The 22,763-nt window shown below is 40.6% G+C and carries 25 protein-coding genes, 1 tRNA gene, 1 rRNA gene and 1 pseudogene; 17 read left to right on the top strand and 11 right to left on the bottom strand.

The window, feature by feature from the left end; genetic code table 11:
* Positions 1-29: 29 nt before the first annotated feature.
* On the bottom strand, positions 30-1,376 hold the full coding sequence (locus JOC78_RS07050; RefSeq protein WP_204553810.1) for a sodium-dependent transporter: 1,347 nt from the start codon (positions 1,374-1,376) through the stop codon (positions 30-32).
* A gap of 224 nt (positions 1,377-1,600) precedes the next feature.
* On the opposite strand from JOC78_RS07050, the gene yugI reads away from it, so the two are divergent.
* Complete coding sequence (yugI, locus tag JOC78_RS07045; protein WP_204553809.1) at positions 1,601-1,975, top strand: S1 domain-containing post-transcriptional regulator GSP13; 375 nt, start codon at positions 1,601-1,603, stop codon at positions 1,973-1,975.
* Between the two features lie 8 nt (positions 1,976-1,983).
* Here the strand turns inward: yugI and JOC78_RS07040 are convergent, their stop codons facing one another.
* Complete coding sequence (locus JOC78_RS07040; RefSeq protein WP_204553808.1) at positions 1,984-2,301, bottom strand: hypothetical protein; 318 nt, start codon at positions 2,299-2,301, stop codon at positions 1,984-1,986.
* A gap of 2 nt (positions 2,302-2,303) precedes the next feature.
* Between JOC78_RS07040 and JOC78_RS07035 the strand changes: the two genes are divergently transcribed.
* The 5 genes from JOC78_RS07035 to nhaC all read left to right on the top strand — a co-directional run bounded on the left by JOC78_RS07035 (position 2,304) and on the right by nhaC (position 6,048).
* A complete protein-coding gene (locus JOC78_RS07035) occupies positions 2,304-2,462 on the top strand; it encodes a hypothetical protein (protein WP_204553807.1) in 159 nt (52 codons plus the stop codon).
* Positions 2,463-2,593: 131 nt separating this feature from the next.
* On the top strand, positions 2,594-3,556 hold the full coding sequence (locus tag JOC78_RS07030) for an NERD domain-containing protein (protein ID WP_204553806.1): 963 nt from the start codon (positions 2,594-2,596) through the stop codon (positions 3,554-3,556).
* Between the two features lie 74 nt (positions 3,557-3,630).
* Positions 3,631-4,302 carry a spore coat protein gene (locus JOC78_RS07025; RefSeq protein ID WP_204553805.1) on the top strand — a complete coding sequence of 224 codons (672 nt, stop codon included), beginning with the start codon at positions 3,631-3,633 and terminating at the stop codon, positions 4,300-4,302.
* Positions 4,303-4,342: 40 nt separating this feature from the next.
* Complete coding sequence (locus tag JOC78_RS07020; RefSeq protein ID WP_204553804.1) at positions 4,343-4,561, top strand: hypothetical protein; 219 nt, start codon at positions 4,343-4,345, stop codon at positions 4,559-4,561.
* Positions 4,562-4,608: 47 nt separating this feature from the next.
* The gene (gene nhaC / locus JOC78_RS07015) at positions 4,609-6,048 is read left to right on the top strand and encodes a Na+/H+ antiporter NhaC (RefSeq protein WP_204553803.1); all 1,440 of its coding nucleotides are present in this window, start codon (positions 4,609-4,611) and stop codon (positions 6,046-6,048) included.
* Between the two features lie 35 nt (positions 6,049-6,083).
* Here the strand turns inward: nhaC and JOC78_RS07010 are convergent, their stop codons facing one another.
* Both JOC78_RS07010 and JOC78_RS07005 read right to left on the bottom strand, forming a co-directional pair.
* Positions 6,084-7,061, bottom strand: a complete 978-nt coding sequence (locus JOC78_RS07010; RefSeq protein ID WP_204553802.1) for a zinc-binding dehydrogenase — start codon at positions 7,059-7,061, stop codon at positions 6,084-6,086.
* A gap of 17 nt (positions 7,062-7,078) precedes the next feature.
* Entirely contained in the window at positions 7,079-7,570 is a 492-nt protein-coding gene (locus JOC78_RS07005) for a lactoylglutathione lyase family protein (RefSeq protein ID WP_204553801.1), read from the bottom strand.
* 107 nt (positions 7,571-7,677) lie between these two features.
* On the opposite strand from JOC78_RS07005, the gene JOC78_RS07000 reads away from it, so the two are divergent.
* Positions 7,678-7,986, top strand: coding sequence for a winged helix-turn-helix transcriptional regulator (locus JOC78_RS07000; protein ID WP_204553800.1), 309 nt, complete (start codon positions 7,678-7,680; stop codon positions 7,984-7,986).
* An 87-nt stretch (positions 7,987-8,073) separates the two neighbouring features.
* On the opposite strand, the gene JOC78_RS06995 is transcribed toward JOC78_RS07000, so the two are convergent.
* Positions 8,074-9,483 (bottom strand): sigma-54 interaction domain-containing protein, encoded by a 1,410-nt coding sequence (locus tag JOC78_RS06995; RefSeq protein WP_204553799.1) that lies wholly within the window; start codon positions 9,481-9,483, stop codon positions 8,074-8,076.
* Positions 9,484-9,673: 190 nt separating this feature from the next.
* Here JOC78_RS06995 and pruA point away from each other — a divergent pair, with 190 nt between their 5' ends.
* From pruA to JOC78_RS06980, 3 genes are all read left to right on the top strand, one after another.
* Positions 9,674-11,215: an L-glutamate gamma-semialdehyde dehydrogenase gene (gene pruA / locus JOC78_RS06990; RefSeq protein ID WP_204553798.1), complete on the top strand. Its 1,542-nt coding sequence runs from the start codon at positions 9,674-9,676 to the stop codon at positions 11,213-11,215.
* Positions 11,216-11,290: 75 nt separating this feature from the next.
* Complete coding sequence (locus tag JOC78_RS06985) at positions 11,291-12,481, top strand: ornithine--oxo-acid transaminase (protein ID WP_204553797.1); 1,191 nt, start codon at positions 11,291-11,293, stop codon at positions 12,479-12,481.
* Positions 12,482-12,529: 48 nt separating this feature from the next.
* Complete coding sequence (locus JOC78_RS06980; protein ID WP_204553796.1) at positions 12,530-13,774, top strand: Glu/Leu/Phe/Val family dehydrogenase; 1,245 nt, start codon at positions 12,530-12,532, stop codon at positions 13,772-13,774.
* Positions 13,775-13,869: 95 nt separating this feature from the next.
* Here JOC78_RS06980 and JOC78_RS06975 read toward each other — a convergent pair whose 3' ends face one another.
* Positions 13,870-14,103 carry a DUF378 domain-containing protein gene (locus JOC78_RS06975; RefSeq protein WP_204553795.1) on the bottom strand — a complete coding sequence of 78 codons (234 nt, stop codon included), beginning with the start codon at positions 14,101-14,103 and terminating at the stop codon, positions 13,870-13,872.
* 133 nt (positions 14,104-14,236) lie between these two features.
* Here JOC78_RS06975 and JOC78_RS06970 point away from each other — a divergent pair, with 133 nt between their 5' ends.
* The 4 genes from JOC78_RS06970 (at position 14,237) to JOC78_RS06955 (ending at position 18,300) form a co-directional block, all read left to right on the top strand.
* Positions 14,237-15,400 (top strand): iron-containing alcohol dehydrogenase, encoded by a 1,164-nt coding sequence (locus JOC78_RS06970; protein WP_204553794.1) that lies wholly within the window; start codon positions 14,237-14,239, stop codon positions 15,398-15,400.
* Between the two features lie 136 nt (positions 15,401-15,536).
* Positions 15,537-16,886, top strand: coding sequence for a glucose-6-phosphate isomerase (locus JOC78_RS06965; protein ID WP_204553793.1), 1,350 nt, complete (start codon positions 15,537-15,539; stop codon positions 16,884-16,886).
* Positions 16,887-17,063: 177 nt separating this feature from the next.
* A complete protein-coding gene (locus tag JOC78_RS06960) occupies positions 17,064-17,813 on the top strand; it encodes a DUF3888 domain-containing protein (RefSeq protein WP_204553792.1) in 750 nt (249 codons plus the stop codon).
* A gap of 79 nt (positions 17,814-17,892) precedes the next feature.
* Complete coding sequence (locus JOC78_RS06955) at positions 17,893-18,300, top strand: YugN-like family protein (protein ID WP_204553791.1); 408 nt, start codon at positions 17,893-17,895, stop codon at positions 18,298-18,300.
* Here JOC78_RS06955 and JOC78_RS06950 read toward each other — a convergent pair.
* A complete protein-coding gene (locus tag JOC78_RS06950) occupies positions 18,287-19,279 on the bottom strand; it encodes a potassium channel family protein (RefSeq protein ID WP_239587060.1) in 993 nt (330 codons plus the stop codon). The genes JOC78_RS06955 and JOC78_RS06950 overlap by 14 nt on opposite strands.
* A gap of 117 nt (positions 19,280-19,396) precedes the next feature.
* Between JOC78_RS06950 and JOC78_RS06945 the strand changes: the two genes are divergently transcribed.
* Positions 19,397-19,469, top strand: a tRNA-Ala gene (locus tag JOC78_RS06945).
* A gap of 87 nt (positions 19,470-19,556) precedes the next feature.
* Here JOC78_RS06945 and JOC78_RS06940 read toward each other — a convergent pair.
* The 4 genes from JOC78_RS06940 to JOC78_RS06925 all read right to left on the bottom strand — a co-directional run bounded on the left by JOC78_RS06940 (position 19,557) and on the right by JOC78_RS06925 (position 21,171).
* Positions 19,557-19,751 (bottom strand): hypothetical protein, encoded by a 195-nt coding sequence (locus tag JOC78_RS06940; protein WP_204553789.1) that lies wholly within the window; start codon positions 19,749-19,751, stop codon positions 19,557-19,559.
* Positions 19,752-19,824: 73 nt separating this feature from the next.
* On the bottom strand, positions 19,825-20,067 hold the full coding sequence (locus JOC78_RS06935; RefSeq protein WP_204553788.1) for a DUF2164 family protein: 243 nt from the start codon (positions 20,065-20,067) through the stop codon (positions 19,825-19,827).
* Positions 20,068-20,190: 123 nt separating this feature from the next.
* Positions 20,191-20,355, bottom strand: a complete 165-nt coding sequence (locus JOC78_RS06930) for a hypothetical protein (RefSeq protein WP_204553787.1) — start codon at positions 20,353-20,355, stop codon at positions 20,191-20,193.
* Between the two features lie 117 nt (positions 20,356-20,472).
* Positions 20,473-21,171, bottom strand: coding sequence for an MgtC/SapB family protein (locus JOC78_RS06925; RefSeq protein ID WP_204553786.1), 699 nt, complete (start codon positions 21,169-21,171; stop codon positions 20,473-20,475).
* 107 nt (positions 21,172-21,278) lie between these two features.
* Here JOC78_RS06925 and JOC78_RS06920 point away from each other — a divergent pair.
* Positions 21,279-22,214, top strand: a pseudogene (locus tag JOC78_RS06920) (DMT family transporter).
* Between the two features lie 490 nt (positions 22,215-22,704).
* Positions 22,705-22,763 (top strand): 16S ribosomal RNA (locus JOC78_RS06915); the annotation flags it as partial.

Raw genomic sequence — 22,763 nt, 5'->3', positions numbered from 1 at the left:
GCCCGTAGAGGTTGTCTGCTCTGTTGTTTTTATTCAAATAATCCAAAAGACTGCAGGAAGATCAAGATGATCGCTGCTGGTGCTAAATATTTTACTAAGAAGTACCAGATGTTAAATAGTTTCGACGCAATAGATGATCCTTGGCTAATTTCTTGGTACACATCACTCTTTTTCATTCTAAATCCGACAAATAAAGAGATGAACAATGCTCCAAGCGGCATGCCGATACTATTGGTAATGAAGTCAGCAAAGTCAAAAATAGACTTGCCAAATACTTGAATGTGGCTGAACACACCAAACGATAAGGCGCTTGGAATTCCGGTAATAAAGATGAGAATTCCGGCAATCCACGTATATCGTTTTCTCTTGTCAGAGTCTCCTTTTGTCAGGGCAGCCACTACAATTTCAAGAATTGAGAAGGCTGACGTCAGAGTAGCAAATAACAAAAGAAGCAAGAATACGAAGAAAAAGACGCTGCCAAAAGCTATTTCATTAAAAACAGCCGGCAATACGACAAACACAAGCCCTGCTCCTGCATTTGGCTCAAACCCTAAAGCGAACACGGCAGGGAAGATCACGAGTCCGGCTAATAATGAAATGAAAATATTCATTCCCGCCACAGATAAGGCTGAGCTCGGCAAGTTCACTTCTTTTCCTAAATAAGAGGCGTACGTAATCATAATGGAAACCCCAATGCTAAGTGTAAAGAAGGCTTGTCCTAAAGCAAGTAAAGATGTTTTGGCTGTGAGAAGCGACCAATCAGGTTTCAGTAAAAACTCAACGCCTTCCATCGCACCATCCAGTGTAAGGGAACGAACCACGAGCACCATAAATAGGATGAATAGAGCTGGCATCATATATGTACTTGCTTTCTCAATTCCATTCTGAATGCCGCCGCGGACAACAAGGATGGTGATAATCATAAATACTCCTTGAGCCAATAAGACTTCTGCCGGGCTTGCAATGATCTGGCCGAATAAATCTTCGTATGAGATTGCGCTGTCAGCAAAAAGCTGCCCTGTCGCATTGCGGTAAATATAGGATAAGATCCAACCACCAACAACACTATAGAAGGATAAGATAATAAAGGCGCATATAACGCCCAAGATCCCAACAAGGGGCCACGCTGTATTTGGTGCCAGCACTTTAAAAGCAGAAACGGCATCTTTCTGCGTGCGTCGGCCAAGATAAAATTCCGCAAGCAGTATCGGTGTGCCGATTAAAATTGTAAACAAAATAAAAAGAAGAAAGAATACTCCTCCTCCATTCGTTCCAGCCATATAAGGAAACTTCCATATCGCTCCAAGTCCAATCGCTGAACCAGCTGCTGCGAGGATAAAACCGATCTTTGATGACCACTGTTCTTGATTATTCATGTGATTCTCCTCTTTCAATTCATGATGATTGTACTAATGTACTATGATTTTTTGCAAAAGGATAGACTTTTATCAAAATTCACTGAATTTAATTGAATTGGAAATACTTACATATCTATTTATGGGATTTACTGGTATGTGAACGATAAGTTTAGAAATTTCACAGAGTTTGTGGTATAATTTTGTGATGCGTAGATAAGGAAATAAATTTTAGGAGTGTTTTGATGGAAAATAAATATGAACCAGGCCAAGTTGTTACAGGAAAAGTTACAGGAATTCAACCGTACGGAGCGTTTATTGCTTTAGACAACGGAACGCAAGGATTAGTTCACATCTCAGAAATTACTCACGGCTATGTAAAAGACATTAACGAACATCTTAAAGTCGGTGACGAAGTAAATGTGAAAGTGATTTCTGTTAATGAAAGCGAAGGAAAAATCAGCTTATCCATCCGTGCAACGGAAGAGCCGAAACCAGCTGCAGCAAACAATCCGGCACGCCGCCAAGCAGCAGCGATCAAGCTTGACGATGACGGTGAAGGTTTCAACACATTAAAAGACAAACTTCAAGAGTGGATTGCCCAATCCGAAAAGAAATAAATGATTAATTAGATCCCCGCAGAGGCCGAAGCTGGCCATGCGGGGATTTTTTTATAGGCGCGGCAGATTTGAATATGTAGTTTGGCATGAATAATCGGGAAACGGAAAGAATAATGTTCGGATTGGAAAGAATATCGGTTGAAACAGAAAGAATCCAGGCGAAAACAGAAAGAATGATCCGCAGGGTGGCCACGGAAAAGTGGGTTGGCAGGAATAAACGGGGAAACGGAAAGAATATTGCTCGGATCGGACAGAATATCGCCAGAAAAGGAAAGATTCTCGGCTGAATTGGAAAGAATCCAAGCGAAAACAGAAAGAATGGTCATCAGTGTGGCCGCGTAAAATCGGATTGGCAGGAATAAATGGGGAAACGGAAAGAATAATATTTGGAACGGAAAGAATATTGCCTGAAACGGAAAGAATATCGGCTGGATTGGAAAGAATCCAGGCGAAAACGGAAAGAATGGCCAGCAGCGTTGGTCGCTGAAAAGCGGAATGGCACTCGCCTAAAAAAGAATCACACCTCACACCTCTAAACCTAGGACATTTTTTAAGAACACAGCAGGAATTCCAGCGAAGTAAGAGAATATAAACACTAATTCTGAAAGGAGTGATCATTTGATTGCTAAATATCGAGGTCGTCCGGTCAAAATTCAGCAATTAGAAGCGTTGTTGAGGAGGCTGCCTGAGCACCACCCTAAAAGAGAATTAATAACAGCAGAATTAGCGAAATCTTTAGCTGGATTGCGAGGGGAAGAATCTTTAGATTATTATTTAAGTTATCTGCCGGAACAGGAGTTCATTATTTTTCAGGATCTGCGATTAAAAAACGGTCTGCATTTTTTTCAAATGGACTTTCTTCTGTTGTCAGCTTCTTTTTTGTTGATCATTGAAGCGAAAAATATTTCAGGCACATTATTTTTTGACCCGCTGTTTCACCAGATGATCCGAACAACTTCTGCAGGAGAAGAGGCATTCCCTGATCCGGTTTTACAAGTGCAGAATCAAAAGCGTCTTTTCACTCAGTGGATACAATTTCACAAGCTGCCTGCCATCCCAATCGAAACACTTGTAGTTATGACTAATTCCCAAGCTGTATTAAAAACACATTCGGATACGAAAGATTATGTGAAATCAGTCATTCGGAGTCCTTACTTACAAGCAGCTATCGCTAATTTTTCTAAACAGCATCATACGGAACTATATACTCCACAGCACCTTCGGAAACTTCGCAAGCTTCTTCTCCAACATCACACCAGCAACGAGATCAATATACTAGAGCGCTTTGGCCTTTTTGAAAATGAGTTGTTAACAGGTGTCCATTGTCCGGACTGTTTGAACTTACAGATGGAAAAAAGAAGGGGGAAGTGGTACTGTCCTCGATGTTTAACCCAATCGAAGAACGCTCATTTATCTGCTCTGTCTGATTATTCTCTGCTGATTCGCACAAGTATTACTAATCAGCAGCTGCGAGCTTTCCTCCATATTCAATCCCCATCCGCGGCTGCCAAACTTCTGCAGTCAACCCATTTCCCTCATACCGGTCAAACCAAAAAAAGAGCGTATCAAATTTTGCCTTAGATGCCTGCGCATAAGCATGGAATTAAGACACACAATACTTATGATTGAAAATTGATCATGAGGAGGAATCATCCATGCAAATACCAGGACAAAACCCGATAAATCAGCAAAATCAACAAAACCAGTTAAACCAACAAAATCTTCAATCTAATTCCATTCCGCAGCAAATGAACCACGGCGGGCATGAAGTCTTAGACGTACACGAAGTGCTTTCGGCAACAATTGATGTCATGAATCAATATACTTTGTTAAAGCAATACGTGCAGGAGCCTGAGCTGCTTCAAATCATTGATCAGCAATATCAATTTATTCAACAAGAATACAACACGACAGTAGAGTGTTTTAAAACTGGGCAAAAACCAGCTGTGCCGACCCAAACATATAATATGCAGCAAACGCATGATTTCATTTATGGGATGCAGCCAGGGGAACCTAAAAAGCCGATTCAATCTGCTGATGAAATTTCAGAAGAGCATGTTTCTAACTGTTTATTAGGAGCCTTGAAGTCATTAGCCTCCTTAAAAGCAATGTCTGCCTTAGAAGTAACAAACCCTGTCGTGCGCCGCGTTTTGGCCGACTCTGTTCCGAATGACATTGAAATGGCTTATGAATTATCCCTATATCAAAACAAGCGCCATTACTATCAAGTGCCGCAATTTGCTATGCAGGACATGCAGCAAATGATCAATGCTTATGCGCCGGCTCAAACTGCACAAGCTGCACCTGCGACAAATATTCCTCACTAATATGAGGGCGAAGGCACTGTCTTTATTAGGCAGTGTCTTTTTGTATGAAAAAACAAAGATTTCAAAAGAATTTGTCAAAACGAAAAATTTATGTATAATTTATAGTAGCCGTTTAAATATTCTGCATATTGAGCAAAAATATTTTGCAGGCGCTCAAAAAATTTGCATTTCATTTGCAAGAATTTTTGATATTATACAATATGTAAGGGTTTTCAATATGCAGAAAAAAAGAATGGCTCAGAAAGAAAATGGGGATTAAGATTCACTACATAAAAAGTAGATGTATTAAAGAAGGGAAGAGGATATATGAAAGAGCAGAAACACGAAATTCACGTGCCTTTTTGGTTAGCTATTGCGCCAATCATAGTAATGGTTGCAGTTATGGCTGTAACAATTATTAAATTTGAAGGCAGCCCGCATGTTCCATTAATTATTGGAACAGTGACAGCGGCATTGATCGGCTGGCGTCTAGGATATAAATGGAATGACATGGAAGAAGGTGCCTATAAAGGTATCCGTCTCGCGCTTCCGGCAATCTTAATCATTATTATGGTAGGCTTAACGATTGGCGCATGGATTGGCGGCGGCATTGTGGCTACTATGATCTACTACGGCCTCAAAATTATTACACCTTCCTTATTTTTAGTTTCTATCAGTGTGATTTGTGCCATTGTCACCTTAGCGATCGGAAGTTCATGGTCAACAATGGGAACGATTGGTGTAGCGGGAATGGGAATTGGCATCAGTATGGGAATCCCAGCTCCAATGGTTGCTGGAGCGATTATTTCAGGTTCTTATTTTGGAGATAAAATGTCACCGCTTTCAGATACGACGAACCTGGCTGCAGGAATCACTGGAACCGATTTATTTGAACATATTAAACATATGTTTTACACAACAATCCCAGGTATGGCCATTGCGCTTATCGTGTATTTCTTCTTAGGCAGACAATTTACTGCTGGGTCTGTAGATACAGGCAAGATCAATGGTGTACTAGATGTCCTTCAAGATAGTTTCGTTATCTCACCATGGCTTTTGTTAGTGCCGTTAGCGGTTATCGTGTTAGTCGCGAAAAAAGTGCCGGCTCTTCCAGCTTTGGCAATTGGTATTTTCCTAGGTTGGCTATGTCATGTATTCATTCAAGGCGGTTCAGTTAGCGATGCAGTCAATACTCTCCAAGGCGGATTTTCAATTGAGACAGGTAATCAGCTTGTAGATGACCTATTCAACCGCGGTGGTATTGATTCAATGATGTACACGGTTTCTTTAACAATTGTGGCAATGACGTTTGGCGGAGTCATGGAACAAACAGGCATGCTGAAATCAATTGTTGATCAAATCTTGAAGCTGGCTAAATCAGCAGGAAGCTTGATTGCGACAACCATTGCATCTGCTTTTGTAACGAACGTAACAGCATCTGAACAATATATTTCTATTTTGCTTCCGGGCAGAATGTATGTAAAAGCATACCGTAACAAAAAGCTTCATTCTAAAAACTTATCACGTGCATTAGAAGACGGGGGAACGGTTACTTCTCCATTTGTTCCATGGAATACGTGCGGTGTGTTTATTCTATCTACTCTCGCAGTACATCCATTCGCTTATGCTCCGTATGCAGTCATGAACTATGCGGTTCCGCTTATTGCGATTCTTATGGCCTTCCTTGGGTTAAAGGTGGAATATCTATCAGAGGAAGAAATTCAAGAAATTGAGAAAAAAGAAGCTGAGCAAACTCAGACAGCCTAATGAAAAAAACGGCCCTCTATCCGAGAGCCGTTTTTTTACATTTTCACAATAATTTTTCCGCGCACATGGCGCCCTTGAAGTTTCTTCAGTCCATTGACTAATTCTTCTCTTGGCAGCACTTCTGTGATGATGGGATCGAGCTGTTTGAGAGCAATCATGTTCATTAGTTCTGATGCCATAAAAGCTAAATTCTGAATGGCAGCCTCATCTTCACTGGCATGAGCGGCACCGAGAGCGACTTCATGAATAGAAGGCGAGAGTGAAAATGGTTTTAATACGGATAAATCGGGTCCGCCTGCAATGTAAGCCAGCTGCCCAGAGAAGGCGAGGCGTTCTAAGTCTTGTGTGGCAACGTCTCGGCCAACTGTATTTAAAATTAAATCGACACCACGGCCATGTGTTTCATCAAGAATTCTAGCCGTCACATCTTCGTGTTTGTAATCGATGGCGACATCAGCGCCTAGTTTCCGAACCCAGTCATGGTTCTCAGCCGATGCTGTTGTGAACACTTTTAATCCTTTTTGTTTAGCGAGCTGAATAGCGAACCCTCCAACACCGCCCGCGCCAGCATGGATGAGAATGGTTTGTTTTTGATCCGTATTCATTTTTTGGATCACAGCTTGGTACGCGGTCATACCAGCACAAAGAATGGATGCGGCTTCTTCATAGCTGACTTCATTTGGAATCAACGCTGCGGCTTTTGCAGAAACAACTGCCTGTTCAGCAAAGCCTCCGTTTTTCGTTAAATCAGTATGAATGGCCACACGATCGCCCACTTGAAAACCACTTGCCTCTTCACCAATTCCGATGACTTCTCCGGCTAAATCTACTCCGGGAATATGCGGGTATGTCCAATTCGCATTTCCGTTGATCGCTAATTTATAATCAACAGGATTCAAAGCGGCAGCTTTTACCTGAACGAGCAGCTGACCTGTCTGTACAACGGGTGTTTCAATGGTTCCCCATTGCAAATGATCAAGGCTGCCAGATTCTTTTAATAATAATGCTTGCATTTAAAGTTCCTCCTTAATTAATAAGCGCCCTCTGAATACGTTAATTCATAAGAGTGGGAATAGATCTCTACCAAGTTGCCGAAAGGATCTTCACAATACACCATGCGGTAAGGTTTTTCGCCAGGGTAGTATTCGCGGATCGGCATGCGCTGTTTTCCTCCATGTGCTTTAATTTTTTCTACTAGTTCTTCAATGTTTGGGTCTTGTACGCAGTAATGAAAGATGCCTGTTTTCCAATACTCAAAATTGTTTTCTGGTGTTTCATTTTGAGGGAATTCAAATAATTCTACGCCAATTTTGTCACCGGTAGATAAATGAGCGATTCTAAATTTTCCCCAGCCTTTGCCGAAAACGTCTGTGCACATAATGCCGATTGCTGAATCGTCTTCAACGACGTCGGACGGCTCCATAATGACATACCAGCCCATTACTTCTTTGTAAAAAGCTACGGCTTTGTCTAAATCAGGTACAGATAAACCAATATGTGAAAAAGTTCTAGGATAAGTCATAAGTGTTCCTCCTCGTGTTTTTTCATTGCATTGATGTATGATAATAGATGAATCGAGTGAATGCTAGTACGTACTTTTAAGTAACGGCGTGAAAAGGAGAGACAGTTGTGAAGCCTAATCAATTTCCTGTCAATCGCGCATTAACTGTTATTGGCGGAAAATGGCGCCCCCAAGTATATTGTACCCTTGAATCAGGTCCTAAACGTTTTTCTGAAATTGAACGGGCCATTCCGGAGATTAATCGCAAAGTATTAACGGATCAGCTTCGGGAATTAGAGCAATTGGGCATGGTTAAGCGAACGGAGTATGACAGTAAGGTTCCGCATGTGGAATATGAATTAACCGAAGAAGCCTATACTCTTCAGCCGACGATGAAATGTTTGTGTGAGTGGGGAGAACATGAAGGAAGAAAATAAATGAAGGGCAGCCGCTTGGCTGCCCTTTGCATATGCGAGCAAGCTCTGCGAATGGGCCGGTGAAGGCTAGTAGCAGCTTCTCTCACATTATTGTTCTTTCTCGATGTCGTATTTACGAATTCTGTACTGCAAGTTTTGCCGGCTCATGCCAAGTGCTTTAGCAGTTTTCGTCACGTTAAAATCATGATGCAAAAGCGCTTTTCGAATGTAATAGGTTTCTGCTTCTTGAATATAATCATCAAGGGGAAGGATGGTTTTATTATGCTGATATAAAAATCCTTCGATTTTTTCCTGATCGATTGTTTGTAAGCTAGAGCGAGATTGATTGCGAAATTGAATAGGTAAATGATTGAATGTCATCGTGTCTTCATGATCCATTAAATTCATTGCACCCTCAATCACATTCTCTAGCTGGCGGACGTTTCCTGGCCAATTGTATTCATTGAAATAGGTTCTAACCTCTTCATCTACGAATCGGACACTCATGCCGAATAAGTGATTATATTTATCAATAAAATAATTAGTCAGGGTATCAATATCTTCTTTTCTTTCGCGTAATGGGGGAAGGAAGATGGAAACGACACTTAAACGATAATAAAGGTCTTTTCGCAGTTTCCCTGCTGCAATAGCATCAATTGGATCTTCACAGCTAGTAGCAATAAGCCGAACATCAACAGGAATAAGTTCAGAGCTGCCAGTACGTTTCACTTTCTTCTCCTGAATAACATGAAGCAATTTCGCCTGCAGCGAAAGACTGAGGGATTCAATTTCATCAAGAAGCAGTGTGCCGCCGTTTGCCTGTTCAAATAATCCTGGGCGATCCATCTGATCATTCTTTTCATTTCCTGCCGATCCGAATAAAAGATCTTCCATTAACGTGTCAGGCAAAGCTGCGCAATTCTGTGAAATAAATGGCTGATTAGATCTTGGGCTTCCGTTATGAATACTTTGGGAAAATAATTCTTTTCCTGTACCCGTCTCACCCACAATCAACACAGAAGAGCCTGTCCGCGTGGCGCGCTTGCTTGTTTCAATTAATTCTGCGATTTGCGGGCTGTTGCTGATGATATGTTCAAACGTATAACGTGTGTCGCCCTTGATTAAGATATTCTCCTGGATCATTTTTTCAAGTTTGGTGATATCCTTCGCAATTTCTACAGCGCCAATAATGGAACCGCTTTCTTTAATGGGGAAGGTATGGTTAATAGTTGTAATTTCTTCTCCCTTGTTATTAAAGTACGTTTGTTTTACATTCTGTATGCTTTGGCCAGTCCTGAGCACTTGCCATAAAGTACTTTCTTCTGCGTGTTCAAAACGAAAGACTTCAAGAATGTTTTTATCGAGAACATCCTCAATATTCATTCCTTCTATTTCCATCATTCTTTGATTGTATATGATCGTTTTCTCGTTTACGTCTATTACGTGTATACCCAAATCAATTTTTTCTACGACTTCTTTATACATAAAGTTCAGTAATTCCAATGGTTTTGCAGGCATAGGCTCACCTCAATTTTCAGATATATGTATATTTTAAAAAAAAACACTTGAAAAAAGCAACAAAATTTTGCATTATAATAAATGTAAGGGTTTTCTATATGCAAAAAATATTTGCATATTAACCAAGAACCCCGGAGCAAAAAATATGGGCAGCATAAAATAATTTCATTTATTGGAGGAGGACATTTACATGATTCCTTATAAACACGAACCTTTTATTGATTTTTCCCAAGAAGAGAACAAACAAGCCTACCTTGAGGCGTTAAAATTAGTTGAAAGTTATTTAGGTCAAGATTATCCCTTAGTGATTGGCGGAGAGAAAGTTACGACTGAAGATAAAATTGTTTCTTACAATCCAGCTGACAAGAAAGAAGTCATTGGCCGCGTGTCAAAAGCAAACCAAGAATTAGCTGAAAAAGCAATGCAAGCAGCGGATCAAGCGTTCCAAAGCTGGAAAAAAGTTAAACCTGAAGTAAGAGCGGATGTATTATTCAAAGCTGCTGCGATTATTCGCCGCCGCAAACATGAATTCTCTGCTTTATTAACGAAAGAAGCAGGAAAGCCTTGGAATGAAGCAGATGCTGATACAGCTGAAGCGATTGATTTCCTAGAGTTCTATGCTCGTCAAATGCTTAAATTAAAAGATGGCGTGCCAGTTGAAAGCCGCCCAGGCGAATACAACCGTTACGGCTACATACCTTTAGGAGTAGGAATTGTCATCTCTCCTTGGAACTTCCCATTCGCGATTATGGCGGGAACGACAGTAGCTGCCATCGTTACTGGAAATACAGTTTTACTAAAACCGGCTTCTACAACTCCGATTGTTGCAGCGAAATTTGTTGAAGTGATGGAAGAAGCAGGTCTTCCTGCAGGCGTATTAAACTTCGTACCAGGAAGCGGTGCTGAAGTAGGGGACTACTTAGTAGACCATGCGAAAACACGTTTTATCTCATTTACAGGTTCACGCGATGTCGGCCTTCGCATTTTCGAACGTGCATCTAAATTAAATGACGGTCAAATCTGGCTGAAGCGTGTGATTGCTGAAATGGGCGGAAAAGATACGATTGTGGTAGACAGCGAAGCGGATCTTGAATTAGCTGCACAATCTATCGTTAAGTCTGCATTTGGTTTCTCAGGTCAAAAATGTTCTGCATGTTCTCGTGCGGTCGTTGTAGAAGATGTATACGATCAAGTGTTAGAGCGAGCAATCGAACTGACAAAAGAAATTAAAGTCGGCAACCCGGTTGAAAATCATTACATGGGACCAGTGATCGATCAAGCTGCATTTGATAAAATCATGAGCTATGCAGAACTTGGCAAAGAAGAAGGACGCGTTGTAGCTGGAGGAACAGGCGACAGCTCAACAGGTTACTTCATTCAGCCTACAATTGTAGCTGATGTAGATCCACAAGCTCGCTTAATGCAAGAAGAAATCTTTGGCCCGGTTGTTGCTTTTGCTAAAGCGAAGGATTTCGATCATGCGCTTGAAATTGCTAACAACACGGAATATGGATTAACAGGGGCAGTCATTACGAAAAACCGTGAGAAGATTGAAAAGGCACGCGAAGAGTTCCACGTTGGAAACTTGTATTTCAACCGCGGCTGCACAGGCGCAATCGTTGGATACCAGCCGTTTGGCGGATTCAATATGTCCGGTACAGATTCAAAAGCAGGCGGTCCAGATTACCTGCAGCTTCATATGCAAGCGAAAACAACATCAGAAACTCTGTAAAAACAACATACATCAATATAAAGTGGAGCCTCAGACCCTGGGGCTCCATCACAATGACATCGGGAGGAAATACACATGTCTCAATCAAAACAAATTATTGATCAAACAGAACAATATGGCGCCAACAACTATCATCCGCTGCCGATTGTAATTTCAGAAGCTCAAGGGGTTTGGGTACAAGATCCTGAAGGGAATAAATACATGGATATGCTTAGTGCCTATTCAGCTGTCAATCAAGGACACAGACATCCAAAAATCATTCAGGCATTGAAAGATCAAGCGGACCGTGTTACGTTAACATCACGTGCATTTCATAACGATCAATTAGGCCCATGGTATGAAAAAATCTGCAAGCTTTCTAATAAAGAAATGGCTCTTCCGATGAACACGGGTGCAGAGGCTGTTGAAACGGCAATTAAAACAGCGCGCCGCTGGGGATACGATGTCAAAGGAATTGCTGACGGACAAGCTGAAATTATTGCTTGCGAAGGTAACTTCCATGGTCGTACAATGGGAGCAGTATCCTTGTCATCAGATCCTGAATACAAACGTGGTTTTGGCCCAATGCTTCCGGGAGTTAAATTAGTTCCTTACGGTGATTTAGAAGCGTTAAAGGCAGCGATCACACCTAACACAGCGGCTTTTATCATTGAACCAATTCAAGGGGAAGCTGGAATTAATATTCCTCCTGCTAACTTCTTGAAAGCGGCCTATGAACTTTGTAAAGAAAACAATGTTATATTTATTGCAGATGAAATCCAAGCAGGTCTTGGCCGTTCTGGTAAACTGTTTGCTTGTGAATGGGAAGGGTTCGAGCCGGATATGTATATCCTAGGTAAAGCTCTTGGCGGAGGCGTTTTCCCAATCTCTTGCGTCGTTGCTAATAAAGATATTTTAAGCGTTTTCAATCCGGGATCTCACGGTTCGACATTCGGAGGAAATCCAATGGCATGTGCGGTTTCCCTAGCTTCTCTTGAAGTGCTTGAAGAAGAAAAGCTTGCAGAACGTTCTCAAGAATTAGGCGAGTATTTTATGGGTAAACTAAAAGAAATTAACAATCCGATCATCAAAGAAGTACGGGGAAGAGGATTGTTCATCGGCGTGGAACTGCATAAACCAGCTCGCGAATATTGTGAAGCATTGAAAGAAGAATTCCTGCTTTGTAAAGAAACTCATGACACGGTCATTCGCTTTGCCCCACCATTAGTTATTACGAAAGAAGAACTGGACTGGGCGATCGAGCGTATTCAAAAAGTGCTTGGCTAATAATCCGGCACTGAACAATGATTAAATAATAAAAGAGGCGAATTTCAAATGGCGGAAAATCTAAATTTATTCACATCTACTCAGAATGTCATTAAAGAGGCGCTAACCAAATTAGGTTACACGGAAGAAATGTATGAACTTCTGAAAGAGCCGCTTCGTATGTTTACAGTGCGTATTCCTGTGCGTATGGACGATGGATCAACAAAAGTATTTACAGGGTACAGAGCTCAGCATAATGATGCAGCTGGTCCTACAAAAGGCGGCGTGCGTTTTCATCCTGAGGTGAATGAAGAAGAAGTGAAAGCATTATCCATGTGGATGACGTTAAAAGCTGGTATCGTGGATCTGCCGTATGGCGGAGGAAAAGGCGGGATTGTATGTGATCCTCGCCAAATGTCAATGGGAGAAGTAGAGCGGTTAAGCCGCGGATACGTCCGTGCGATCAGTCAAATCGTAGGTCCATCTAAAGACATTCCTGCTCCAGACGTTTACACAAACTCACAAATCATGGCGTGGATGGTCGATGAATACAGCCATATTCGTGAATTCGATTCTCCAGCATTTATCACTGGAAAGCCGCTTGTACTCGGCGGTTCACATGGCCGTGAGAAAGCAACGGCTCAAGGTGTGACGATCTGTATTCATGAAGCGGCTAAAAAACGCGGCATCGATATTAAAGGTGCGCGTGTAGTCATTCAAGGGTTTGGAAATGCGGGAAGCTTCTTAGCGAAGTTCATGCATGATGCCGGAGCAAAAGTCATCGGTATTTCCGATGCATATGGCGGGCTGCATGATCCTGAAGGTCTAGACATTGATTACTTGCTAGATCGTCGTGACAGCTTTGGTACCATTACGACTTTATTTGAGAACACGATTACCAACCAAGAGCTTTTGGAATTGGATTGCGACATTTTAGTTCCAGCGGCCATTTCTAACCAGATTACAGAAGAAAATGCCGACAACATTAAAGCATCCATTGTGGTAGAAGCGGCAAACGGTCCGACTACGCTAGAAGCCACTAAGATTCTAGCTGATCGCGGCGTCTTATTAGTGCCTGACGTTTTGGCAAGCTCTGGCGGAGTAACGGTATCTTACTTTGAGTGGGTGCAAAATAACCAAGGTTACTATTGGACGGAAGAAGAAGTGAATGCAAAGCTTCATACTGCCCTTGTTAAAGCATTCGATAACATCTATGAAACAGCACAAACAAGAGGAGTAAATATGCGCTTAGCTGCTTATATGGTGGGAGTTCGTAAAACGGCCGAAGCTTCTAAGTTCAGAGGATGGGTATAATTAGATTCAGAAAACCAGCAAAATAGTAAGCCTCATATAGTAGGCCGGTGACTAGTCACCGGCCTGTTTGTTTTACAACTATCCATTCATTCTAATTATGCATTTGGTACGGGTTCTCTGTTGTGACGCACTTCTTTGTCAGGTTTAAACAATAAACCTAAGTTGATTAGGCCGGCAAGTCCGACAAGCGTATAAATGATTCGTGACAGGCCGGATGTTTGGCCACCGAATATAGCAGCAACTAAATCAAACTTAAATAGTCCAATCAGCCCCCAGTTAATTGCTCCAATAATGGTTAACGCAAGCGCAAAACGCTGAAGTCCACTCATTTTTTACTCCTCCTTTCTCTACTTCTTTCCTAGTATTCTTCATTGATAAAAATTTATTCCAATCTAATTGGAGTCAAAATTTTTGATAAAACTCCTCATTTCTATAATAATAATGTCGAGGAGGATGATCGCAATGAATACATTCGTTTACTACAATCCAGTGAAGTGGATTTTTGGAAAAGATACATTAGAAAGCCTAAAGGGTGAACTTTCTTCATATGGAAAGAAAGTGCTGTTGGTATATGGCGGCGGAAGTGTAAAGAAAAGCGGCCTATACGATCAAGTTTTTGACCAATTAAATCAAGCGGGTGCCGAGGTCTTTGAATTAGCAGGCGTCGAACCTAATCCTCGTTTATCAACGGTTAAACGCGGGGTAGAAATATGCAAGCAAGAAGAGATCAACTTTATTTTGGCGGTCGGCGGCGGAAGTGTTATTGATTGCACAAAAGCAGTAGCTGCCGGCGCGAAGTATGATGGAGATGTTTGGGATCTAATTACGAAGAAAGCGCCTGTTGAATCAGCCTTGCCGTTCGGAACGGTATTAACGCTTGCGGCAACAGGATCTGAAATGAACTCTGGGTCAGTTATTACGAACTGGGAAACGCAGGAGAAACTAGGCTGGGGCAGTCCGCTTGTCTTCCCTAAGTTTTCTATATGTGATCCATCTTATACGACTACTGTTCCTAGAGATCATACGGTATATGGCATGGTAGATATGATGACGCATATTCTAGAACAATATTTCCACAACACCGATCAAACACCGCTGCAGGATCGCATGTGTGAATCCACTCTGTTAACAGTGATGGAAACAGCACCAAAATTGTTAGAAGATCTAGAAAGCTACGAGCATCGTGAAACGATTATGTACGCAGGCACCATCGCATTAAATGGCATGCTGCAAATGGGCTACCGCGGCGATTGGGCAAGTCATAATATTGAGCATGCTGTATCGGCCGTTTATGATATCCCTCATGCGGGCGGTCTTGCGATCTTGTACCCTAACTGGATGAAGCACAACATTGATGTCAACCCGAAACGCTTTAAACAACTGGCTGTTCGTGTATTCGGAATCGAAGCAGAAGGCAAATCAGACAAAGAGGTTGGACTTGAAGGCATCGAAGCATTGCGCAAGTTTTGGTCAAGCCTTGGTGCTCCTGAACGTCTTGCGGATTATCAAATTGATGACAGCCGTTTAAGTGATATTGCGGATAAAACGCTGTTTAATGGAGAGTTCGGCAACTTTAATAAATTGAATAAAGAAGATGTCATGTCCATCTTGACCGCTTCATTATAAAGAGTGAAAAATATACGAGGTGCCTTATAGGCGCCCCGTATATTTTTGTTTTTATCCTTTCAGGTGAAGGCTTTGCTTGCTAAACAAGGTCACTTTCGTTAAAGTAAAGTGGAAAAAGAAGAGCGGAGGTTTTTAAATGACCCATATTCAATTTGACTACTCAAAAGCACTTTCGTTTTTTGGTGAACATGAAGTGGAGTATTTGCAGGATGCAGTAAAGGTGGCACACCATTCACTCCATGAAAAAACAGGGCAGGGCAATGACTTTTTAGGTTGGATCGACCTGCCATCTGATTATGACAAAGAAGAATTTTCACGCATTCAAAAAGCAGCTGAGAAAATTAAAAGTGATTCAGGTGTGCTTTTAGTTGTTGGGATTGGCGGCTCTTACCTTGGCGCGCGTGCAGCAATTGAAATGCTTAATCACAGCTTCTATAACTCTTTATCGAAAGAGCAAAGACAAACGCCTCAAGTCGTGTTTGTTGGAAATAATATTAGTTCCAGCTACATGAAAGATGTCATGGATTTGGTGGAAGGTAAAGACTGGTCTGTAAACGTAATCTCTAAATCAGGAACGACAACTGAACCAGCACTTGCTTTTCGTATTTTCCGCAAGCTTCTTGAAGAGAAATACGGAAAAGAAGAAGCAAAAGCCCGTATTTTTGCTACGACAGACAAGGCGAAAGGTGCGCTTCATACATTAGCATCTGAAGAAGGATATGAATCCTTTATTATTCCCGATGATGTCGGAGGGCGCTATTCCGTATTAACCGCTGTAGGATTATTGCCGATCGCGGTTAGCGGCGTAAACATTGAAGAGATGATGAACGGAGCGAGACAGGCAAGTGAGGATTTCAGCGAGTCAGAGCTTGAAAACAATATTGCCTATCAATATGCGGCTGTTCGCAACGTGCTTTATAACAAAGGGAAAACGATTGAAATGCTGATTAATTATGAACCAGGCCTGCAGTATTTTGCGGAATGGTGGAAGCAGCTGTTTGGCGAAAGTGAAGGGAAGGACCAAAAAGGAATATTCCCTGCGTCAGCTAATTTCTCTACAGATCTGCATTCTATGGGGCAATATGTTCAAGAGGGACGCCGCGACCTTTTTGAAACGATCATTAAGGTGGAGAATCCTCGTCATGAGTTAACGATTGAAGCGGAAGATAACGACTTAGACGGTCTGAACTATTTGGCTGGTAAAAGCGTCGATTTCGTTAATAATAAAGCATTTGAAGGGACGATGCTCGCTCATACGGATGGTGGCGTGCCGAATTTAATTGTGACGATTCCAGCAATGGATGCGTATTCTTTCGGGTACCTTGTGTATTTCTTTGAAAAAGCTTGTGCGATTAGCGGATACCTGCTAGGAGTGAATCCGTTTGATCAGCCAGGTGTAGAGGCTTATAAAGTCAATATGTTTGCCCTATTAGGCAAGCCTGGATTCGAAGAGAAGAAAGCGGAACTTGAGAAGCGATTGAAATAAATCATTTTGCGAACAGCAGTAAATTCAGTTTAGATTATAAATAACAAAGCTTTAGCAAAAACACATGGGGTTTACTATCCATGTGTTTTTTGTGTTTTTGCTATAGATAATTGTCTATGTATCGTTTCTTTTTTAGGGGAGATTTTAAAAGTAAGACATTAATCGGGTGGGGATCTTATGAAGAAAAAATATTTGGTTATCTGGATCTGCTTATTCATCTTTCTTGTTCAACCCTATGTAATTAAAGCAAAGGAGAAAAGTGTGGATGATCCATTGCTTTATGAGACATTGTTAACGTCGCTCTCTCCTTATATTTCAGAAGGAGTCATCAATTATTATGGATACCCAAAATCATATGGTTTATATGATGCAAAATTAGTAAGTATTGAGAGAAGCGGAGAAGGTGAATTTAATTTTAAAGTAATTGTTAAAGTATATACTTTCGAACATGCTCATAACCCGCCTTATGGGAAAGAAACGATGACCTTTGATATAAGTCCGATGGGAATTAAACGAATGGACTACGACCATGAAGGAGATGAAGAGGAAAGAAAAACGACACAGTTTTATGCAGAGGTTATTTCAGAGATCAAACAATCGTTCGATTTAAACTTAGAGTCATACGAAGAATATAATGATTCACAGCTTCAATATAAAGCAGAAAAACAAAAAGAATATCAATCCTTAGCTAAAATTACTGAATCAATCATTGTGAACATTTTAAACCCTGAGATCCACCCGCCGTATAAAAACGTGATTGATCCCGTAACTTTTATTCTTGGTGATAGCGGCTATATCCTTTTTAAAAGAGCGGATGGAACAAATACAATTTTTGAAGTAGTAAGTGATAAACAAGAATGGAAAGTGATAAACGAGAAAAGTAAAAAAGGGAAAATCATGAAAAAAGAATTGATTTGGTATATGTAAAAGAGGCGCAATAAGGAATTCCGCAGGGGTTTTTTCGTATGTTTGGGAATACTACTCCTATAAGAAAGGGGTAGAAACCATGATTAAATTAGAATCTGCTTTAGAAGGAAAACAGTTCAATTTATATGAACTGGAACAAAAATTAAAGCCAATCGGCTATTCGATTGGCGGTAATTGGGACTATGACCATGGCTCATTCGATTATAAGATGGACGATGAGGTAGGGTATCAATTTTTACGTTTGCCTTTTTCGGCGATAGACGGACAATTGGATACCCCGGGTGTTATGGTGCAATTTGACTGCCCGTTCCTGCTCGCTCATAAATACCAAATTGGCCTTGATGATAATGCCTCTACCGGAAGTTTTAGCGGATCCTTTAATCAATTCTCTGAGCCGCAAGATCCTGATGCGAGCTTTCCAGAGGAGTATATTGCCGTCGGAAAGCGCCTATTGAAGCAAGCAGAAAAGATACTTATGGCTGAATAACTAAAAGTGTGTCTGATGATTCGATATGGAAATCAAGGGGAGGATTAATGTGAATTTCCTCTCCTCTTTGAATGCCAATCAATAAGATTCTATCCTTTAAAAGGATTGAAGAAAGCTGCTGAAACGACAACCCGATCCACTTTGGTTCAAGCTCCAAAGCTTTTAAATGTCCGCCATTTAAAGGGTCTAAGAGATGAATAAGTGTATCGGACACCTCTTCAAAATAAATGCTGTTCAGCATGACGGAACTTGCATAACGGTTTGTTTCAATAACTTCGTCAGCTCCAGCTCTTTCTGCATTAATGACTTGATCTTTTGTCAGGATTTCGACCACACAATACAGATCTGGGTTGCAGCCCTTCATGGCGACGAGCGTTAAAATTGAATTCATGTCCGCTTGTCCTTCATTCATATTAGGATCAGCGGTGATTAATGCGAATTTGGCATGCGGCAATCTTGCTTTACGCATTGTGTCATCCTTAAATGGCGATCCTTTAATGAAGTGTACGACTTTTTCAGGATAAGGATTTTCTTCCAATGTATAATCAATCAGGACAATATGCCGAGCGACAGGCGATTTCTTAATCTGGTCAATAATCTCTTTTGACCGCTCATTCCAGCCCACTATGACTAGATGGTTATTATGTGTGTATTCTGATTTTCCTTCACGCAAGGCGTTTTGGGAAGTAACAGCGGCTGCGGCTAAATTTATGTAATAGGCTGCTAAAAAGCCGGCGCCAGCAAAAATCAGACCGATTCCTACTAGTCTTCCTGCGAAAGTTTCAGGTGTATAGTCTCCAAAACCTACAGTAGAAGCAGTGACAACTGCCCACCAAATACCTTCAAAAATAGAAGGGAATGTTTGAGGTTCAATATAATGAATAGCCGTTCCAAAAATGAATATAGAAAAAATAGCCATTCCAAAAATCCGTACTAAGATAGGCGCTTCAACGAATTTATAGTAAATATTTTGCAGCAAGGGAATTGCCCTCCTTTCTATTTGCCTACTCATTATCCCCTTTTTTTGAAAAAGTGAAACAAAAACTATTGCCATTTTTTAAAAATTGCCTATAATATTCATTAGAGTCAAAAAAGAGGGGCATTAGCTCAGCTGGGAGAGCGCTACACTGGCAGTGTAGAGGTCAGCGGTTCGAGCCCGCTATGCTCCATATTGAACAAATTGAAAAACCTCTCGAAAGGACGCGTTGAGAAGCGAAGCCCTTTTGAGAGGTTTTTCTATGTCTACGTATCAAGTTTTATTCCTTTTGACTGACGCCGAGCACAATGATTAATAGTATGAATGATAATTTAACGATTTTATCTTTTGTAATTGCACGCAGTATGGCGACGAGAACAATTCCGATGATTGGATCATCCTCTAAAAGAAAAATCGTTAGTATATCAAGTAAAGGCAGTACCTCATCAATCAAATCTGAAAATGGAGGATTCATCAGGTGCTCCTTTTTTGTTTATTGTATGAGCACCTTCTCGCAAGTGTGAGGGTGTGCTAAATTTAGTGAGGAATTACTTAGTTGGACGCTCCAGTGTAAGAATTTCATCTTCAAGTGAAGAGAACTGCTGCTCAACTACATGCTTAGCATCGGTAACGGCCGCATTATAAAAGTGAGGGGCTAATGATTCCTTAACAAAATCTAACACACGTTCAGCGGCAAATTCTGAGATATCTTCTTCTCTTTCTTGAATAAAGAATTCTTGAATATCAGCAATCATTCTGGTTTGCTGATCTTTCGTCAATTTATAAAACACTTGCAGCACTCCCTTATCAATTATTGGTCTGAAATAAGTGTACATGAATTTATTTTCTTTAGGAAAGCAAAAAAGCCGCGCTGCTCATTTGAAGCGGGCAGCATGGCTTTAGCGAATAATGGTTTATTGAATAAGTTCACTTTCTTTTTGGTCTACATCGGAAATGACGGATGTTTTTTCAGCTTTCATGTCAGCCGAATCCTGGCCGCAGCTTGTAAGAATCATTGAAGCAATGATTGTGGTTCCTAATATGGACCCTCCAGCTAATCGTACCCATTTAGTTGTCATATATACATTTTCCCCTTTCTCTTTTTATAAGTGGATAAGTGTATATATGTATTCCCGATTTACTGAAAAATATGCCTGCAACAAGAAAATACTGAAAAATTTGGTTAAATAGTCATTTTATAAACTTTCAATTTCAATATTCTCAATATGGGGCATTTCTGAGATGGTGTAATAGACTTCCGTTGTCCGTCTTTTAAAATGAACAGAAACCTTCAATTCAAGCAAATGGGTATGCTCTTTCTTTAAATCTTTAATGCGAAGGCGAGCCACTGAAATATGTTCATTTTCAATCTTTTCGATGACGTCATTAATAAAGTCTTTGTTTTTCACTGTCATTTTAATTAGTAAACTTTTCTCCTGCAGGCTGCTAGGTCCGTATACTCTAAAAGCAATTGGTACAATTTCAACACTGAAAATAATTAAAGCAAGACCTGCGATGGCTTCTAAATAAAAGCCTGCGCCTACGACAACACCTATTCCTGCAGCTCCCCAAATCATGGCGGCTGTAGTTAATCCCGAAATGCTGTCATTTGCTCTGTGCAGAATCACCCCTGCACCTAAAAATCCGACACCGGAAATAATTTGGGCAGCTAATCGCAGTGGATCCATCGTGATATTCACTTCATCACTTCCTGGCGATTTATAGGCAGATTCAATCGAAACGATCGTGAGCAAACAGCTTACAATAGAAATAACTAAACTTGTTTTCAGTCCGACGGGCTTTCTCTTTAATTCGCGTTCAAGCCCGATTACTAGCCCTAAAATAGCGGATAGTCCTAGCTTAAGCATGATTTCGTATTCGTATATCCATTCCATATAAACACCCGCTCTCTTTAACCGAAAAATTATATTAATTATATAGAATATAGACGAATTAAAAAACCTATTTTAAAAAAACAACTTCCTATAGAAGGTGAACAAGAATGGAAAGACCAAAAGTGAATCCCTATTTAATTTTAATGATTGGTGTAATGTCTGTCTCTACATCCGCTGTTTTAGTGAAATTCTCTTCAGCTGAATCGGGTGTCATTGCTTTTTACCGATTATTCTTTACTGTTATGCTTATGCTCCCTGTCTTCCTTTTAAAATATAGAGGAGAATTAAAAGATATATCTAAAAGAGATTGGCTATTCTCATTCATTTCGGGCTCTTTTTTAGCGTTCCATTTTATTTTATGGTTTGAATCGCTAAATTACACCTCTGTTACTAGTTCTACTGTTTTAGTTACGCTGCAGCCGCTTTTTGCATTCGCAGGCACCTATTTTCTTTTTAAAGAAAAGTTTTCTCTTGCGGCTGTGGTTGGCGGGGGAGTGGCCATTGCAGGCAGTGTGATCATTAGCTGGGGCGACTTTCAAATAAGCGGACAAGCTCTATATGGAGATATACTCGCGCTCTTAGCCTGTGCACTAATAACAGGTTACTTATTATTTGGGCAAACAATTAGAAAAAGAATGTCCTTGATGACTTATACGTTTATTGTTTATTTTAACAGTGCTGTTGTTTTATTTATCTATGTACTTATAAAAAAAGAAAAGCTCTATCCTTTTCCGGCTGAAGACTGGATTTATTTCTTGTTATTAGCATTGATTCCGAATCTGCTCGGACATACTTTATTCAATTGGTCTTTAAAATAAATAAGTACATCTGCCATCTCCATGGCGATCTTATTCGAACCTGTTGGCGCGGGTTTCTTGGCATGGTGGCTTTTGGGCGAAAAGATTATTCGAACTCAGCTTATAGGTGGAGCGGTGGTCATAATAGGTATTTTGTTATTTATGGGAGTTCATAAAAGGATAAAAAATTTGCTGAATCAAAAAATGAACCTTTGGAGCAGCAAATCTGAAAAAGAAGAAGCCTAGAAATGATGCTAGGCTTCTTTTTTATATATAGAAATTGAATGAATGGAAAACGCATTGAAGATGGAGCATTAATTAACTGAAAGGATACAACTCTAAGCAGGAGGAGGTGAAAATTATATTGATAATGTTTAGCTGAAAATTTATCAACCGCGCTTGTATTGTGCTATTGTTATAAAGCGGGTTTTCGCCGAAGGCTAGCAAATGGGTAGGGAAGTAATAATAGAATGGAAAAAAGAAAAACTTTTTTAGAAAAACACTTGCTAAAGTTTTTTTAGCGTGATATATTATTACTTGTCCGAAAGACAAAAGCCAACAAAGAAAAACAAAATAAGATGTTTTTAAAATAGCTTTTGACAAAAGGTGTCGAATGTGGTAAATTAAGAAAGTCGCATTTGGCCGACATTGATCTTTGAAAACTGAACAAAATAAACGTCAACGTTTAAATGAAACAACCGACAATGCAAATTGTCAAAATGAGCAATCAAACATCTTTTTGGAGAGTTTGATCCTGGCTCAGGACGAACGCTGGCGGCGTGCCTAATACATGCA

The organism is Bacillus ectoiniformans (genome assembly GCF_016908875.1).
Taxonomy (GTDB): Bacteria; Bacillota; Bacilli; order Bacillales; family Domibacillaceae; genus Bacillus_BX; species Bacillus_BX ectoiniformans.
This window is presented reverse-complemented; position numbering and strand designations above follow the sequence as displayed.